General features: G+C 72.8%; 12 protein-coding genes. 2 read left to right on the top strand and 10 right to left on the bottom strand.

Annotated elements, in window-relative coordinates; translation table 11 throughout:
* Window positions 1-52: 52 nt before the first annotated feature.
* The 3 genes from IF30_RS0128105 to IF30_RS0128095 all read right to left on the bottom strand — a co-directional run bounded on the left by IF30_RS0128105 (window position 53) and on the right by IF30_RS0128095 (window position 3,472).
* Window positions 53-526 (bottom strand): hypothetical protein, encoded by a 474-nt coding sequence (locus IF30_RS0128105; RefSeq protein ID WP_030243612.1) that lies wholly within the window; start codon window positions 524-526, stop codon window positions 53-55.
* Window positions 510-1,220: an HAD family hydrolase gene (locus tag IF30_RS0128100; RefSeq protein WP_037901453.1), complete on the bottom strand. Its 711-nt coding sequence runs from the start codon at window positions 1,218-1,220 to the stop codon at window positions 510-512. Before IF30_RS0128100 ends, IF30_RS0128105 begins: the two co-directional genes overlap by 17 nt.
* A 179-nt stretch (window positions 1,221-1,399) precedes the next feature.
* Window positions 1,400-3,472 carry an MFS transporter gene (locus IF30_RS0128095; protein WP_078891771.1) on the bottom strand — a complete coding sequence of 691 codons (2,073 nt, stop codon included), beginning with the start codon at window positions 3,470-3,472 and terminating at the stop codon, window positions 1,400-1,402.
* A gap of 337 nt (window positions 3,473-3,809) precedes the next feature.
* Between IF30_RS0128095 and IF30_RS0128090 the strand changes: the two genes are divergently transcribed.
* Complete coding sequence (locus tag IF30_RS0128090) at window positions 3,810-4,913, top strand: peptidoglycan-binding domain-containing protein (RefSeq protein WP_030243606.1); 1,104 nt, start codon at window positions 3,810-3,812, stop codon at window positions 4,911-4,913.
* A gap of 90 nt (window positions 4,914-5,003) precedes the next feature.
* Here the strand turns inward: IF30_RS0128090 and IF30_RS0128085 are convergent, their stop codons facing one another.
* The 4 genes from IF30_RS0128085 to IF30_RS0128070 all read right to left on the bottom strand — a co-directional run bounded on the left by IF30_RS0128085 (window position 5,004) and on the right by IF30_RS0128070 (window position 9,732).
* The gene (locus IF30_RS0128085) at window positions 5,004-5,591 is read right to left on the bottom strand and encodes a TMEM165/GDT1 family protein (RefSeq protein WP_030243605.1); all 588 of its coding nucleotides are present in this window, start codon (window positions 5,589-5,591) and stop codon (window positions 5,004-5,006) included.
* 268 nt (window positions 5,592-5,859) lie between these two features.
* On the bottom strand, window positions 5,860-6,633 hold the full coding sequence (locus IF30_RS0128080) for an ABC transporter permease (RefSeq protein ID WP_030243603.1): 774 nt from the start codon (window positions 6,631-6,633) through the stop codon (window positions 5,860-5,862).
* Window positions 6,633-8,258 carry a dolichyl-phosphate-mannose--protein mannosyltransferase gene (locus tag IF30_RS0128075; RefSeq protein WP_078891770.1) on the bottom strand — a complete coding sequence of 542 codons (1,626 nt, stop codon included), beginning with the start codon at window positions 8,256-8,258 and terminating at the stop codon, window positions 6,633-6,635. Before IF30_RS0128075 ends, IF30_RS0128080 begins: the two co-directional genes overlap by 1 nt.
* Before the next feature lie 169 nt (window positions 8,259-8,427).
* Window positions 8,428-9,732 carry an MFS transporter gene (locus IF30_RS0128070; RefSeq protein ID WP_234322871.1) on the bottom strand — a complete coding sequence of 435 codons (1,305 nt, stop codon included), beginning with the start codon at window positions 9,730-9,732 and terminating at the stop codon, window positions 8,428-8,430.
* A gap of 144 nt (window positions 9,733-9,876) precedes the next feature.
* Between IF30_RS0128070 and IF30_RS0128065 the strand changes: the two genes are divergently transcribed.
* On the top strand, window positions 9,877-10,458 hold the full coding sequence (locus IF30_RS0128065; protein ID WP_078891769.1) for a MarR family winged helix-turn-helix transcriptional regulator: 582 nt from the start codon (window positions 9,877-9,879) through the stop codon (window positions 10,456-10,458).
* A 158-nt stretch (window positions 10,459-10,616) separates the two neighbouring features.
* Here the strand turns inward: IF30_RS0128065 and IF30_RS0128060 are convergent, their stop codons facing one another.
* The 3 genes from IF30_RS0128060 to IF30_RS0128050 all read right to left on the bottom strand — a co-directional run bounded on the left by IF30_RS0128060 (window position 10,617) and on the right by IF30_RS0128050 (window position 14,136).
* Window positions 10,617-12,434 carry a glycosyl hydrolase family 18 protein gene (locus IF30_RS0128060; RefSeq protein WP_051711352.1) on the bottom strand — a complete coding sequence of 606 codons (1,818 nt, stop codon included), beginning with the start codon at window positions 12,432-12,434 and terminating at the stop codon, window positions 10,617-10,619.
* A 360-nt stretch (window positions 12,435-12,794) separates the two neighbouring features.
* Complete coding sequence (locus tag IF30_RS47010; protein WP_051711351.1) at window positions 12,795-13,454, bottom strand: FxLYD domain-containing protein; 660 nt, start codon at window positions 13,452-13,454, stop codon at window positions 12,795-12,797.
* Between the two features lie 121 nt (window positions 13,455-13,575).
* Window positions 13,576-14,136: a DoxX family protein gene (locus IF30_RS0128050; protein WP_037901452.1), complete on the bottom strand. Its 561-nt coding sequence runs from the start codon at window positions 14,134-14,136 to the stop codon at window positions 13,576-13,578.
* Window positions 14,137-14,294: the final 158 nt, after the last annotated feature.

Below are 14,294 nucleotides of genomic sequence, written 5' to 3'. Positions count from 1 at the left end.
CCCGGGGAACCCGGGGGCGCGCGGCACACGGCGCGAAACTGCGAGGACGGCGTCAGGCCCGGGGCAGTCCCCGGACCGCGAGGGTCTGGTTCTTGTACGCCGTGACGCCGGTGACCTCGGCGCCGAACCAGTCCGGCGGCCGGAAGCCCTCCGCCTCCGCGACCGAGCCGAACTCCACCTCGGCGGTCATCAGCCCCGCCAACTCGCCCTGGTAGACGTCTGCGTGGACCGTGACCCCGGCCGACTCGAAGGTGTACCGGTCCTTGACCAGCCGGGCACCGGCGGTGGCCGGCCAGAGGTCGGTGAACTCCTGCTCGTCGAGCTCGCGTTCCACCTCGATCCGGACGGGCGGGCCGGACCAGGCCCGCTTGACGCCGAGGACGCGACTGTCGCCGATCCGGCGCAGCCGCACCTCCGTCCCGTCGTCCTTGATCGCGATGTAGCCCTGTTCGATGGGCCGGCGCACCGCCGTCGGCGGCGGTTCGAAGGCGTCCAGCAGGAACTTGCGCTCAATTTCGAGCGGCATGGCGCACTCGCCCGTCCTGCTCCGTGCCGTGCTCCGCCACCAGCTCCGGCAGCGCCCGCATGTCGGTGAGGACGACGGTGCCGTCCCCGGTCAACCACTCCTGCGGGGTGAGCCCGCCGGCGTAGCCGAAGGAGCGCATCCCGGCGGCCCGTGCGGCCTGGACGCCGAAGCGGCTGTCCTCCACGACCGCGCAGGCGCCCGGTTCGACGCCCATGCTCCGTGCGGCGTGCAGGAAGAGGTCGGGTGCGGGTTTGCCCCGGGCGACCTCGTGGGCGCTGAAGATCCGGCCCTCGAACCGTTCGTACAGGCCGACCCGGCCGAGGGTGTGGCGCATCTTCTCGTGGCTGCCGCTGGAGGCGATGCAGCGCCGGTCGGGGCCGTAGCCGAGTGCTTCGAGGCCGTCCAGCGCCTCCTCGATGCCGTCGACGGCGGTCAGTTCGCGGTCCACGGCCTCGGCGTGCAGGTCGCGGAAGCCCTCGTCCCAGCGCTGCGCGGTGTCCGGGCCGAGCCGTTCCGCGATCTGCTCGCCGATGGACGTCGTGGAGCGGCCGACGAAGCGCCGCATCACCTCGGCCTCGGTCAGTGGCCAGCCGAACTCGGCGCCGAGCCGCACATGGGTGCGTACGGCGATCGGCTCGCTGTCGACCAGCACCCCGTCACAGTCGAAGATGACGAGTTCGATCGGCCGGTTCATCCTTCGTGCCCACCCTCTCGACGGTTTCCCCGGCAGCCGACGCGGCCGGTACCGGTACGCGACGATACGTCACCCGGTGACGGGCCGGGCCCGGCGAGTCAGGACAGACCAGGCCAGGCGCCCCGGGCCAGGCGCCCCGGGCCAGGAGGCAGACGGCCGACTGGCCGGCTCGGCGGCCGTCAGAACGATCTGCCCTCGCCGTGGTACGGCGGCTCCGGCCCCACCGGGTCGGGCCGGTCCCTCCGGTCGGCACCCAGGCTGGAGCTGAGCCTGGTGAGCAGCTGCGCGAGGTCGGCGTACTGGTTCTCGTCCCAGTCCCCCAGCAGGTCGGCGAGTTGGGTGCGTCGGGCGGCGACCAGCCGCAGCGCCGCCTCCTCCCCCGGCTCGGTGAGCCGCAGCGGCAGCCCGCCGGTCCGCGCGGCCAGGCCCCGGCCCTCCACCTCCCGGACGGCCTGCTCCACGACGGCGAACGGCACGATCCGCCGCTCGGCCAGTTCCGCCGGCTCGACCGAACCGTGCTGGTGCATCTGCAGGAGCAGCCAGCTGGAGGCGGGCAGCAGGTCCAGCCCGGCGGTGGCGGTGATCCGCCGGAAGAGGTCGCGCCGGGCCTCGCGGGTGCTCAACACCGAGAGCGCGCGGGCGATCTCGTCCAGGGAGCTGCGCTCCACCGGGTTGAGCCCGATGGACTCGCTCAGGTCCGGTGCGGTGACGCTGGTGCGCAGTTTCTGTTCGCGCAGGAAGAGCGACAGCACGAAGGCGACCACCGCGACGGGCACCGCGTACAGGAAGACCCGGGTGATCGACTCGGCGTACGCGTGGTAGACCCCGGCCTGGACGGCGGCCGGCAGCCGGGGGATGACCCGCGGGTCGGAGGTGATGACCTCCGGTCGGAAGCCGGGCGGCAGCGGCACCCCCGCCAGTGCGTCGGAGAGCCGGTCCCGCAGCCCGCTCGCGAAGATCGTCCCGAAGATGGAGACGCCGAAGGAGGCCCCGATCGAGCGGAAGAAGGTCGCGCCCGCGGTGGCCACGCCGAGGTCCTCGTAGCCGACGGAGTTCTGCACGATCAGCACCAGCACCTGCATCACCAGGCCCAGCCCGAGGCCGAAGACCAGGAAGTAGCCGCTCATCTCGGCCGTGCTGCTGTGCTCGTCGAGCCTGGACAGCAGGAACAGTCCGACGGTCGTCACGGCCGTCCCGGCGATCGGGAAGATCCGGTAGCGGCCGGTGCGGGCCACGATCTGGCCGGAGCCGATCGAGGTGAGCAGCATGCCGAGCACCATCGGCAGCATGTGGATGCCGGACATGGTGGGCGAGACCTGCTTGACCACCTGGAGGAAGGTCGGCAGGTAGGTGAGCGCCCCGAACATCGCGAAGCCGATCACGAAGGAGATCACCGCGACCAGGCTGAAGGTCCGGGAGCGGAACAGCCGCAGCGGCAGGACGGGCTCCGCGGCCGTCCGCTCGACGGCGACGAAGGCGAGCAGCAGCACCAGTCCGAGCACGCCGAGGCCGACGATCTGCCAGGAACTCCAGGCCCAGGTGGTGCCGCCGAGCGAGGTCATCAGCACCAGGCAGGTGGCGACGGCGGCGATCAGGGCGGTGCCGAGGTAGTCGATCCGGTGCTCGCGCCGCACTTCCAGCCCGTGCAGCACCGCCGCGATCACCACCAGGGCGACGATGCCGACCGGCAGGTTGATGTAGAAGACCCAGCGCCAGCTGAGGTGATCGACGAACAGGCCGCCGAGCAGCGGCCCGAGCACGCTGGTGACGCCGAACACCGCGCCGAACAGGCCCTGGTAGCGGCCTCGGTCCCGGGGCGGGACGAGGTCGCCGACGATCGCCTGGGAGAGCACCATCAGCCCGCCGCCGCCCAGGCCCTGCAGCGCCCGGAAGGCGATCAACTCCCCCATGTTCTGGGCGATCCCGCACAGCACCGAGCCGAGCAGGAAGATCACGATGGAGGCCTGGAAGAAGCGCTTCCGGCCGTACATGTCGCCGAGCTTCCCCCACAGCGGCGTCGCGGCGGTGGACGCCAGCAGGTAGGCGGTGACCACCCAGGAGAGGTGGTCGAGGCCGCCGAGGTCGCTGACGATGGTGGGCAGCGCCGTGGAGACGATGGTCTGGTCGAGGGCGGCGAGCAGCATCGCCAGCAGCAGGGCGCCGATCGGTACCCAGAGGTTGGGGACGGCGGCCGTCGGCGGGCCGGGTTCGCCCGCCGGGCTCCGGTCGGACGCGGCGAGCGGATCCGTCATGGCGTCTCCGTGGGCATGGCGGCTCCGTAGGGTCGCGGCCCCGGCTGGCGGGTCCGTGCGGATGATCACTCCCAGCTCACCATGCTGGCAGATTCGTCCTGTTTTGTTCCGCCGGGTTGAGCCGAACGTAAGCATCGGGGACATCCGGGTCGCCCAGGGCGTTCTCGGAGGGAGCCAACCGGCACCAACCGGCACAACACTCCCGCCCGTGGCCGGACGCCCCTGTCCACCCCCCGGGTCGTCCTGCATAATCAGGCGCGATCGTGCGCCGGGGCTCACCCCGGAGCCGCCGAAACCCGCCCACGAGACCGACGTGACACCCGAGGAGGACCGGCCGATGCCGGACCAGCACTGCCCGACGTGCGGCACCGCACGCTCAACCGGGTGCGGCTGCGTCCCGGACCCGGGCCTCACCGAGACGGCCGTCCTCCCCCACCTCGAAGGGCCGCCGCTGGTCCGCCCGTACGTCCCGCAGACCGCCGGCCAGGTCGCCGACGAGCCGCCGGAGGGCGCCCCGGCCGTGGACCCGTTCGCGACCACCGTGCTGCCGCCGGTGCCGACCGGCTACCCGAACGACGCCCCGGTGCCTCCTCCGCTCGGGCCGGACCCGGACGCCCACGCCACCACCGTGCTGCCGCCCGTGCCGCCCACCGGTCCGGGCAGCCACGCGCCGACCCGACCGCAGGCCGCGGCGGGGAACGGGAACGGAACCCCGATCGAGCCCGGCGGCGAGATCGGCAGCGAGATCGGGCTGTTCCCCTTCGACCGGGCCCCCGCCGCGGCCGGGCCGGAGGCCGTCGGCGGCCGGGCCGCACGCCGGGCGGCCGAGCAGGCCGCGAAGCACCCGCTCGCCCAGCGCAAGGGGCTGCTCGTCGCGGTCGGCGCCGCACTGGTGGCGCTCACCATCGGCGTCGCGTACGCGGTGACGCCCTCGTCCGCGCCGGACGCCGATCGGGCGCAGCCGCTGCCGACCACCCTGGCGCCCGCGCCGGTGGCCCCGACCAGCGAGGCGGTGCCCGCCCCGGTCGCGCCGGCCCCGACCAGCGAGGCGCCGAGCCCGACGCCGACGCCCACCCGCAAGCCGACGACGACACCGACACCGACGAAGTCGCCGACGCCCACCCCCACCCCGACGCCGACAGCCACCCCGACCCCGACCCCGACGCCCACGCCGACACCCACCCCGACCCCGACCCCGACGCCGACGTCCACGCCACGCGTCCTGCAGATCGGGATGACCGGGCCGGACGTGAAGGACCTGCAGCAGCGCCTGTACACCGCCGAGTGCGGATTCGTCGACAAGTCGATCGTCACGGGCACCTTCGACTACTGGACCCGGTCGGTGCTCAGCAGTTACCAGCACGACAACCGCATCAAGGGCGAGGACGGCTTCTACGGCCCCAAGACCCAGGCCGTCCTGACAGCCGACCAGGGCTGCTGACCAGGGCTGCTGACCAGGGCTGCCGGGCAGGGCTGCCGACCTCGCTCCGGCGAAGCCGGGCGGTGGCCGCCGTCACCGCCCCGACGGCCGTCAGCCGGTGATCGCCCCGACGATGCTCACGCCTGCCAGCACCACCATGATCGCCGCCGCCACCCGGATGATCAGCTTCATCGGCACGTGCTTGAGCAGCTTCTGCCCGCCCACGATGGCGATCCCGCCGACCGCGCAGAGCGCCAGCCAGGACCCGAGGCCGACGGCCAGCGGATCGGCGTACTTGGCGGCCAGGTTGGCGGTCATGATCTGCGTCAGATCGCCGAACTCGGCGATCGCGACGACCACGAAGCTGGCCCCGGCCACCTTCCAGAAGCTGTTCGAGGACGGCTCCTTGGCCGCGTGCTCGTCCTCGTCGCCGCCGCCGTGGAACAGCAGCATCGCCGCGCCGGCCAGGAAGAGCAGGCCGGTGACGCCCTCCACCCAGCGGTGCGGCAGCAGCGAGAGCAGGTGGCCGGCGACCAGCGCGATGCCCACCTGGAGGGCGAAGGCGGCGGCGATGCCCGCGAAGACGTAGCTCGCACGGTACTTGGTGCCGAGCACCAGGCTGGCGAGCGCGGTCTTGTCCGGCAGTTCGGCCAGGAAGATGATGCCGAAGGTCAACGCGGCAACGGTCAGACTCATCAGGGGGGATTCCTCGGTCGGGCTGCCCGGCCTCCGCGGCTCCACCAGGGGACGCTTCGGCCCGACAGCACTGGTCATGGTCACAGCACTGCGGCCGAAGGTCTCGCCGGCAACGCCCTTTCGGGCGGTGCCCCGGGCGCCGGGCCCCTGGGGGCCAGTATGTCGACGGTCCGGTGGAGGGCTACTCCCCTTCAACGCCCCCAAGGGTACCCGACGCCGTCCGGCGCCCCGGAGCCGTCAGCCACCGGGCGCCGTCAGCCACCGGGCACCGTCAGCCACCACCCGGCGCACCGGCCGCCACCAGGCCCCGCCCGACCAGTTCCAGCACCACCACGATCGCCACCGACTCCACCGCCAGCAACCCCGTCAGCACGAACAACTGCACCGCCCCCGCCTGGACGGGCGAGGCCCCGCCGAGCAGCATCCCGACGAAGGCCCCCGGCAGGGTGACCAGGCCGACGGTCCGGGTCTGGTCCAGGGCGGGCACCAGCGAGGTCGCGGCGGCCGTCCGGCAGATCTCCAACCGGGCCTCACGCTCCTCGAAGCCGAGCGCGAGCGCCGCCTCCACCTCCCCGCGCCGCTGCCGCAGCTCGTCCAGGGCCCGGCGCCCGGCCAGCGAGGTCGCGGTGAGCGCGCCGCCGATCAGGATGCCCGCGACGGGGATGACGGACAGGCCCTTGGGCGGCAGCAGTCCGACGCCCAGCAGCAGGGCCAGCACCGGCAGCACTCCGGCGCCGATCGGGGCGGCCGCCCAGACCCAGCCCGGGCCGGGGGTCATCCGGCGCCCGGCGGTGCGCACCGCGACCGTGAACATCAGCAGCACGAACAGCGCCGACCACCAGAGCGAGCCGACCACCCAGGTGATCACCGCGGCGACGGCGGCCAGCTGCACCACCGCCCGCAGTCCGGCCCGCAGCACGGCGTGCCCGTGGCCGAGCAGGCCCCGCCCGGCCACGGCGACGGCGGCCAGCAGCAGTACGGCGGTGACCACCCCGAGCACCGGGGTGACCGGCAGCAGCTGGCCGCCTGAGGCCGCAAGGGCCATCAGATCCAGCTGGTGAGCCACATCCGGTCCTGCCAGGACGACATCGGGATCACCTCCGCCGTGTACAGCGGGTAGAAGTAGGCGAAGCAGCCGACGATCGCGAGCACGACCGCTCCCGCCCCGATCGCGCCGATCCGGCGGCGCTCGGGGCTGCAGCCGGCCGGGCCGAGCACCGCACCGAGCATCTGGGCGACGGCCAGGCACAGGAACGGCACCAGCACGACCATGTAGAAGGAGAAGACCGTCCGCTCCTGGTACTGGAACCAGGGCAGGTAGATCCCGGCGACCGCGCACAGCACCGCGCCCGAACGCCAGTCCCTCCGGAAGAACCAGCGCCACAGCAGGTAGGCCAGCGCGAAGCAGGCCGCCCACCACAGGAACGGGGTGCCCAGGCCCAGGATCTGTGCCCCGCAGCCGCCGGAGGAGGTGCAGCCCCGCGTCCCGTTCGGGACCTGTTCCCAGTACATGGAGACCGGCCGGGCGTCGACCAGCCAGGCGAAGGGGTTGGACTGGTAGGTGTGTGGGGTGCTCAGGCCGGTGTTGAAGTCGTACATCTGCGAGTGGTAGTGCCACAGGCTGCGCAGCGGCGCGGGCACCCAGCTCATCGACACCTGCGGCAGCCCGACACCGAGGACGGTGTCCGGGGAGAGCCCGGCGCGGCCGTCGGCCCAGTGCCGGTCGTACCCGCCGCCACCGTTCGCGCCGCCGGCCAGCCAGCCGCCCCAGGCGCCGACGTAGACCACCAGGGCGGAGCCCACCATGGCGAGGAAGGCCGGTACGGCGTCCCGCCGGAGCATGGCGCGCCAGGGGTGGCGGGCGCCGGCCGCGCGGCGGCCGGACTGGTCCCACAGGACGGTCAGGATGCCGAAGGCGGCGAGGATCGGGGCACCGTTCCACTTGACGGCGCAGGCGGCGCCGAGGAGCACCCCGGCGGCGATCCGCCAGGGGCGCGCGCCCAGCCGCAACCGGTCGGCGCCTTCGGGGGCCGCGGCCCCGGCCGCCAGCCGGGCGCGGGCGTGGTCGCGGTCGACCAGCAGGCTGCCGAAGGCGGCGAGCACGAAGAACATCTGGATGCCGTCGAGCAGGCCGACCCGGCTCATCACCAGTTGCAGGCCGTCCACCGACATCAGCAGCGCGGCGGTGCAGCCGACCAGGGTGGAACCGAAGAGCCGGCGGCCGATCCTGGCCAGCATCAGGACGCTGACGGTGCCGAGCAGGGCGGTCATGAACCGCCAGCCGAAGGGGTGCAGGCCGAACAGTTGCTCGCCGACCGCCATCACCCACTTGCCGAGGGGCGGGTGCGCGATGAACTCGGGGGCGGAGCCGAGCGGGACGGACTGCGGGGCGGCCAGGATGTCGGCGTTGGCGTGGTCGGGCCAGGTGCCCTCGTAGCCCTGCTGGAGCAGGGACCAGGCGTCCTTGGGGTAGTACGTCTCGTCGAAGACGAAGGCGTTGGGGTAGCCGAGGTTCCAGAACCGCAGCAGGCCTGCGAAGAGTGCGACGCCGATCGGCCCGAGCCAGCCGGAGCGGTCCGCCGCCCAGCGGACCGGGCCTCCGCGCCGGGCCGGTGCGGGGGCGGCAGGGGCCGGGGCCGCCGGGGGGTGCGTGAGCGCCGCTTGCGTCATAGCCTCGCCGATTCGCCTGTCTGCTCTGCCCGGGCCCGGCGCTGCGGCCGGATCCGGGCGGTCAACAGCCACTGACACTATGTGGCGGTGGTCGTGAAGCCAAGCGCGACGGGCGCCGACCAGGTGACCTGGCCGGCGCCCGTTTCGAACGCTCTTGCGTGCACGCCCTTTACGCGGCGGTCTGCAGTTCCCGGACCGGGACGGCGCGGACCACGGCCGGGGCCGCGTTGTCCTGCTCCGGCGTGAGGTGCGGTCGCAGCCGCAGGGCCAGGGCGACGATCAGCAGCGTCGAGCCCGCCATCGCCGCGAGGTAGAGCGGCCAGGTGCCGGAGCCGACCAGCAGCACGCCGACGGCCGGGCCGACCGCGATCGCTATCTGCTTCACCAGGGCGTACCCGGCGTTGTAGGTGCCGAGCAGCCGGGCCGGGGCGAGGTCGGCCACGATCGGGCCCATGGTGGGCGCGAGCAGCGACTCGCCGACACCGAAGAGGGCGTAGATCGAGACGATGGCGACGGTGGCGGCCATGGTCTCGGTCCGGATCAGTCCGGCCACCAGGGCCATCGCCCAGGCGCCGAGCCAGACCACGCCGGCCGCGGCCATCGCGGTGGTGCGGCGGCGGCGCGCGGTGATCCGCACCATGAACATCTGCAGCACCACGATGGTCAGCGCGTTGGCGCCGATGGCCAGGCCCAGGGTGGAGGGCGCGGTGCCGACGGTGTCGGTGGCGAAGGCCGCGACGCCGGACTCGAACTGGCCGTAGCAGGTGAAGAAGATCAGCCCGGCGAGCAGGCAGAGCCGCAGCATCGCCTTGTCGGCGACCAGTGCCCGCAGGCCGGTCGGGCCGTCGGCCTTCCCGTGGACGGCTACCAGGTGGGCCTTGGGCATCCGGGCGGTGCCGGTGACCAGGGCCAGGCCGAGGAAGGTCGCCGCCTCGATGGTGAACAGCCTGGTCAGGCTGGCCGGGTCCGAGACGTTCACGATCTGGCCGCCGACCAGCGCGCCGATGCCCATGCCCAGGTTGACCAGGGTGAACTGCAGCGCGAAGGCGTGCGAACGCGTCGCCGGAGTCGAGCAGCGAACGATCATCGTGGCGAGCGCCGGCTGGCAGGTGGTGACACCCGCGCCGAACAGGAAGGAGGAGACCAGCAGCGCCGGGGTGCCGCTGGCGTGGCCGAAGGCGAACGCGCCGGTGGCGGCGAGGGCCGTGCCGACCAGCAGCACCGGACGGGGACCGTACTTGTCGATGCCGCGGCCGGTGAACGGCAGCACGGCGAGGGCCGCCAGCGCGAAGACGGTGAACACCATCCCGGCTGCCAGCGAGCCCAGCCCGCGCACCTGGTCCACGTACACGAACATGTACGGCATCGTGAACCCGCTGCCGAACGCGCTGAGCGCGTTGCCGATCTGGACGCGGCGCAGCGGGCTGCCCGTCCCCCGTCGCTGCTGCCTCTGCTGCTTCACCGTGCCGGTCACCGTGCACATCCCTTCCTGGCTTCGACTGGATACTCTTAAGTCCAGAAGATTTCAGAGCTAAAGTTTGACGAGATAAAGTCTTAGCACCAGAAGGGTGTGGAGTCAAAGGCTTAAGGAGTGCACGCTCGTGCGACACTGGTCCGCATGACTACGGACAAGCCGGCGCCGGCTGCCGACAAGCCCGCCCCGGCCACCCCCCTGGAGCTCGGCATCGCCGAGCAGGTGGCCCTCTACCAGCGGGAATTCCCCACCGTGGACCCCCAGGTGGAGACCATCGTGCAGACCCTCAACCGGGTCTCCCGGCGGATGGGCGTGGCGTACGACCGTCAGCTGACTGTGCTCGGAATCACCTCCGCGGAGTGGGAGGTGCTCAAGGCGCTGGTGGTCGCCGGCAGCCCCTACCGGCTGGGGCCGGGCGAGCTGGCCAAGCGGCTCGGGCTCACCCCCGCGGCGATGACGCACCGGATCGACCGGATGGTGGCCGACGGCCTGGTCACCCGGGACCGGGACGAGTCCAACCGGGTGCGGGTGATCATCGAGCTGACCGAGACCGGCCGCGACAAGTGGCTGGAGTCGATGCGGATGGCGGCGGTGTTCGAGGAGGAGCTGCTCCAGGACGTCGTGGGCGAGGAGCGCACCGCCCTCTCCGGCCTGCTGGCCCGGATGCTGCGGCGGATCGAGGAGAGCCAGCCGGACGCCCTCGGGCGCACGGCCGACCTGGACTGACGGGCGACCCGGCCGGCGGGCGACCCGAGAAGCGGGCGGCCTGACCGGAGGCCGCCCGGGAACGGACGGGTCCGGCCCGCCGGGGTGCTCCCCCGGCGGGCCGGACTCATGGCTTCAGGTGCTGCGTGGGCCGTCGGACCGTCGGCGGTACGGGCCCGTCAGCAGGGGCCGTTGTCGGCCCAGACGCCCCACTGGCCGCTCAGGGTCGGGTCCTCGCCCTTGGTCCACCACTTGTTGGTGTAGTAGTGGCCCTTCCACGAGACCTTGGTGCCGCCGGCCGCGTAGGTGGCGTTCGGGTCCCAGCTCGGGGCGGCCGAGCAGGTGGCCGGCGTGCTGGGCGTACCGGTCGGGGTGCCCGTGGGGGTGCCGGTCGGGGTGCCCGTCGGCGTGCCGGTGGGGGTGCCGGTCGGCGTCTGGGTCGGGCTCGGCGTGCCGGTCGGCGGGGCGGGGCAGCCGGCGGCGGAGCCGTTGGTGGCGCTCACCATCTTGTCGAACAGGGCGGTCCTGGTGCCCAGGTCGTAGAGCGAGAAGGCGAAGGAGCCGCCGAGTCCGTTGCAGTGCGCGTAGTCGAGCTTGGCCTGGATCGACCTGGCGTCCTCGCCGCTCCAGAAGGTGGTGCCGTCGTAGAAGTACGTGGCCTTGGCGTCGTCGTCCCAGAAGGTCTTGGACGGGTTGTCCACGAAGCCGGCGAGCTCCTTGAACATCTGGATGCCGGGGACGTTGCCGGACATCGCCGCACCGGCCGCCGGGCCGGCGGCGGGCTGGAAGAGGCCGTTCCTGCCGTTGTTCTGGACGCCGGTCCAGCCCCGGTAGTAGAACGGCACACCCATGTTGATCTTGTTGGCCGGGAAGCCGCCGGGGATGCCGTACTGCGCGTCACCGACCGTCCACGCCTTGATGGCGTTGTCGATCGAGTACTTGCCGTTGCCCGGCTTGGCCGGGGTCGACGGGTCGTTCGGGCCCGAGTAGAGCGGGGCCTGGTGGTTGGTCGGCCCCTGCGGGTCCCAACCGCCGTGCATGTCGTAGGTCATGACGTCGAGGAAGGTCAGGTACTGGCCGATCTTGTCCGTCTCGACGTTCATGATCTTGTCCTGGCCGGCGCCGACCGCCGCCGACAGGGCGTAGGTCCTGTTGTCGGCCTTGCCCTGCGCGTCCAGCTGGGTGCGGAACTCCTTCAGCAGCGCCGTGAAGTTCTGCTTGTCGGCCGGGCTGGAGATGTTGCCGGTGTGGCCGCCGCCGCCCGGGTACTCCCAGTCGATGTCGACGCCGTCGAAGATGCCGGCCGCCGAGCCCGCACCGCCGTAGCCGGCGTCGGTCGGCAGGTTGCCCTTGATGAACATGTCCAGACAGGACGACACCAGGTGCTTGCGCGACGCGTCCGTGGCGGCCGCCGACGAGAAGTACTTGGAGTAGGTCCAACCGCCGAGCGAGATCAGGATCTTGAGGTTGGGATTCTTCGCCTTCAGCTTCTTCAGCTGGTTGAAGTTGCCCGCGATCGGCTGGTTCCAGACGTCGCCGACGCCGTCGACCGAGATGTCGGCGCCGAAGCTCTTCTGGTAGTCGGCGAACGCGTCGCCCGCGCCGTCGCCCGCGTTGGGGTTGTTGTCGTTCGTGTCGGCGGCCTTGGTGGCCTCGAAACACCCCAGGTCGCTCGGGTGGATGTTGGCGAAGTCGTAGATCAGGTAGTCCAGCTTCCCGGCCACGCCGGTGTCCTGGATCGTCTTGGGGTAGTAGCCGTTCGCGTAGATCGACCACTGGTCGTAGTAGGCGACCTTGATGCCGCCGCTGGTGGCGGGCGCGCCGCTGGTGTTGGTGGTCGCGGCGTTGGCCGCGCCGCCGCCGGACAGCGCGAGGCCCGCGCCGAGCAGCAGGGAGGCCGTGGTCCCGGCCGCGACGGCGACCAGGCTCTTCGGGCGGCGTCGGCGGCCGCCCTGCGGAGCCGGGATCCCGGCCCTTTCGATGCGTGAGCGCAGCATGGGTGCGTGACTCCTGGTTGTGGGGGTTCCCGCCGCCCCGGGGGGCGTCCCGGGGGCGAGCATCCGGGGTGGGGCCGGACGACCGGGACATGACAGGAATGGGCGGGGAATCGAGCGGATCAGGCCATGACGGGCATTGACGGACACCGGGATGCGCCGAACCGGCGCCTGGGGCGCGAGGCCGCTGACGCCGGTTCAGGGGCTCCCTGCACCTGGGCAATAAAAATGGACTAGACCAACTCGCCCGTCAAGGGGTGCCGTTGGGCCTTGAGCCCCGCTTAAGGTTCCGCCGCCGCGCCGAGCCGGGCACCGGCAGCGGGGCACCGGCAGGTAGCGGGGCGTCGGCTGCCGGGCGGGCGGTCAGTAGCGGACGGCGTTGGCCACCTGGGCCTTGACCGTGCCGGAGAGGTCCCGGTTGCCGTGCGCGGTGGCCTGGGCGCTCTGCCCGGCGGCCACGTCCTGGACGGTCACCGCGGTCGCGTCGAGCACCTTGCCGGACTCGTCGGTGAAGTCCACCTGGATCACGTAGCGGTACGACTGCTGGCCGTGGTTGGTGACGGTCAACTGCACCTGGGCCTTGCCGTCCGAACCGGTGGACACCGCCCCGGCGGTGACGTCCCCCTTGGCGTCCAGCCCGCCCTTGATCCCGGCCACGGCCGAGGAGGCCGCCGACACCGCCGCCGAGGCCTGCGCCTCCGCCGAGGCGATCGCCGCCCCCGCTCCGGCCGCCCCGGAGGCCAGCGCCGAGGCGGCGGAGGCGGCGGCGCTCGCGCCCTTCTGCACCGCGGACGCCGCCTCGGAGGCCACACTGCTCGCGCTGGTACCGGAGGAGCAGCCCGCCAACGCCGCCACGCCGATCACCGCCGCGGCCGAGACCCCCGGCACCCAGCGGCGTCGGCGACGCACCGGCGGCGCGTCCGGGTCCTGGGCGGTGACTCGCGCGGTGACTCGCGTGGTGACTCGTGCGGTGACTGGCGGCGGGGTCCAGGGGGTGGCCCGGGTGAGCGGCTGGCGGTTCATGCGGTCCCTCGTTTCCGGTCGGCGCCGGGCTGCCCGGCACGCCTCCCGGCCCACCCTCCGAGGGCCCGGAGACAGCCGCCAGCAGGGCTGCTGCCTCCGGGTGAAACGGTTCCGCGGCCCGTCAGGACAGCCCCGTGCCCGCCTGTTCGTCGGCCTCCACCGCGGCCCGCTCCTCGCGCAGCCGCACCACGTGCCGGCGCCGCGCCACCACCCCGTACGCCCCGGCCGCGCTGCCCGCGAAGGACAGCAGGCCGACCCAGGGCCGGTCGAAGACGTGGCCGGTCAGGTGGTCCAGCGAGTACCGTCCGGCGCCGGCCAGGCCGATCGCCAGCCCGGTCGCGCCGAGGAACGCGGGGTACTCGTAGCCGCCGGACATGGCGAAGAAGCCCGCCGGGGCGTGCACCGCCACGGCGCCCGCCATCGTCCCGGCCACCACCGCACCGGCCGCCGGTGTGGCCAGCCCGGCCACCAGGAGCGCACCGCCGCCCGCCTCGCCGAGGCCTGCCGCGATCGCGCTTTGCCGGGCGGGGTGGAAGCCCATGTGCTCCATCGCCTGCGTGGTTCCTTCCAGGCCGCCACCCCCGAACCAGCCGAACAGCTTCTGGGTGCCGTGCGCGATCAGCACCCCGCCGACCGCGCTGCGCAGGGCCAGCAGGCCCAGGTCCTTACGGTTCAGGCACATGTCGCTTCCTCGTTTCCGCGGCGGAGTGGTCCCTGCCAGTGGCTCCTGCCGACGCGGCGGGTTCGCTGCGCGGCGGTCCTGCCTCCATAGCAACCGAGAGCGCGCACCCGTTCGAGCCGGGGCCGCCATCCGGGCGAATTCGCCGCCGCTCGGGAATG

Source organism: Streptomyces sp. NRRL S-350, from assembly GCF_000719705.1.
In the GTDB taxonomy this organism is placed as follows: domain Bacteria; phylum Actinomycetota; class Actinomycetes; order Streptomycetales; family Streptomycetaceae; genus Kitasatospora.
This window is presented reverse-complemented; position numbering and strand designations above follow the sequence as displayed.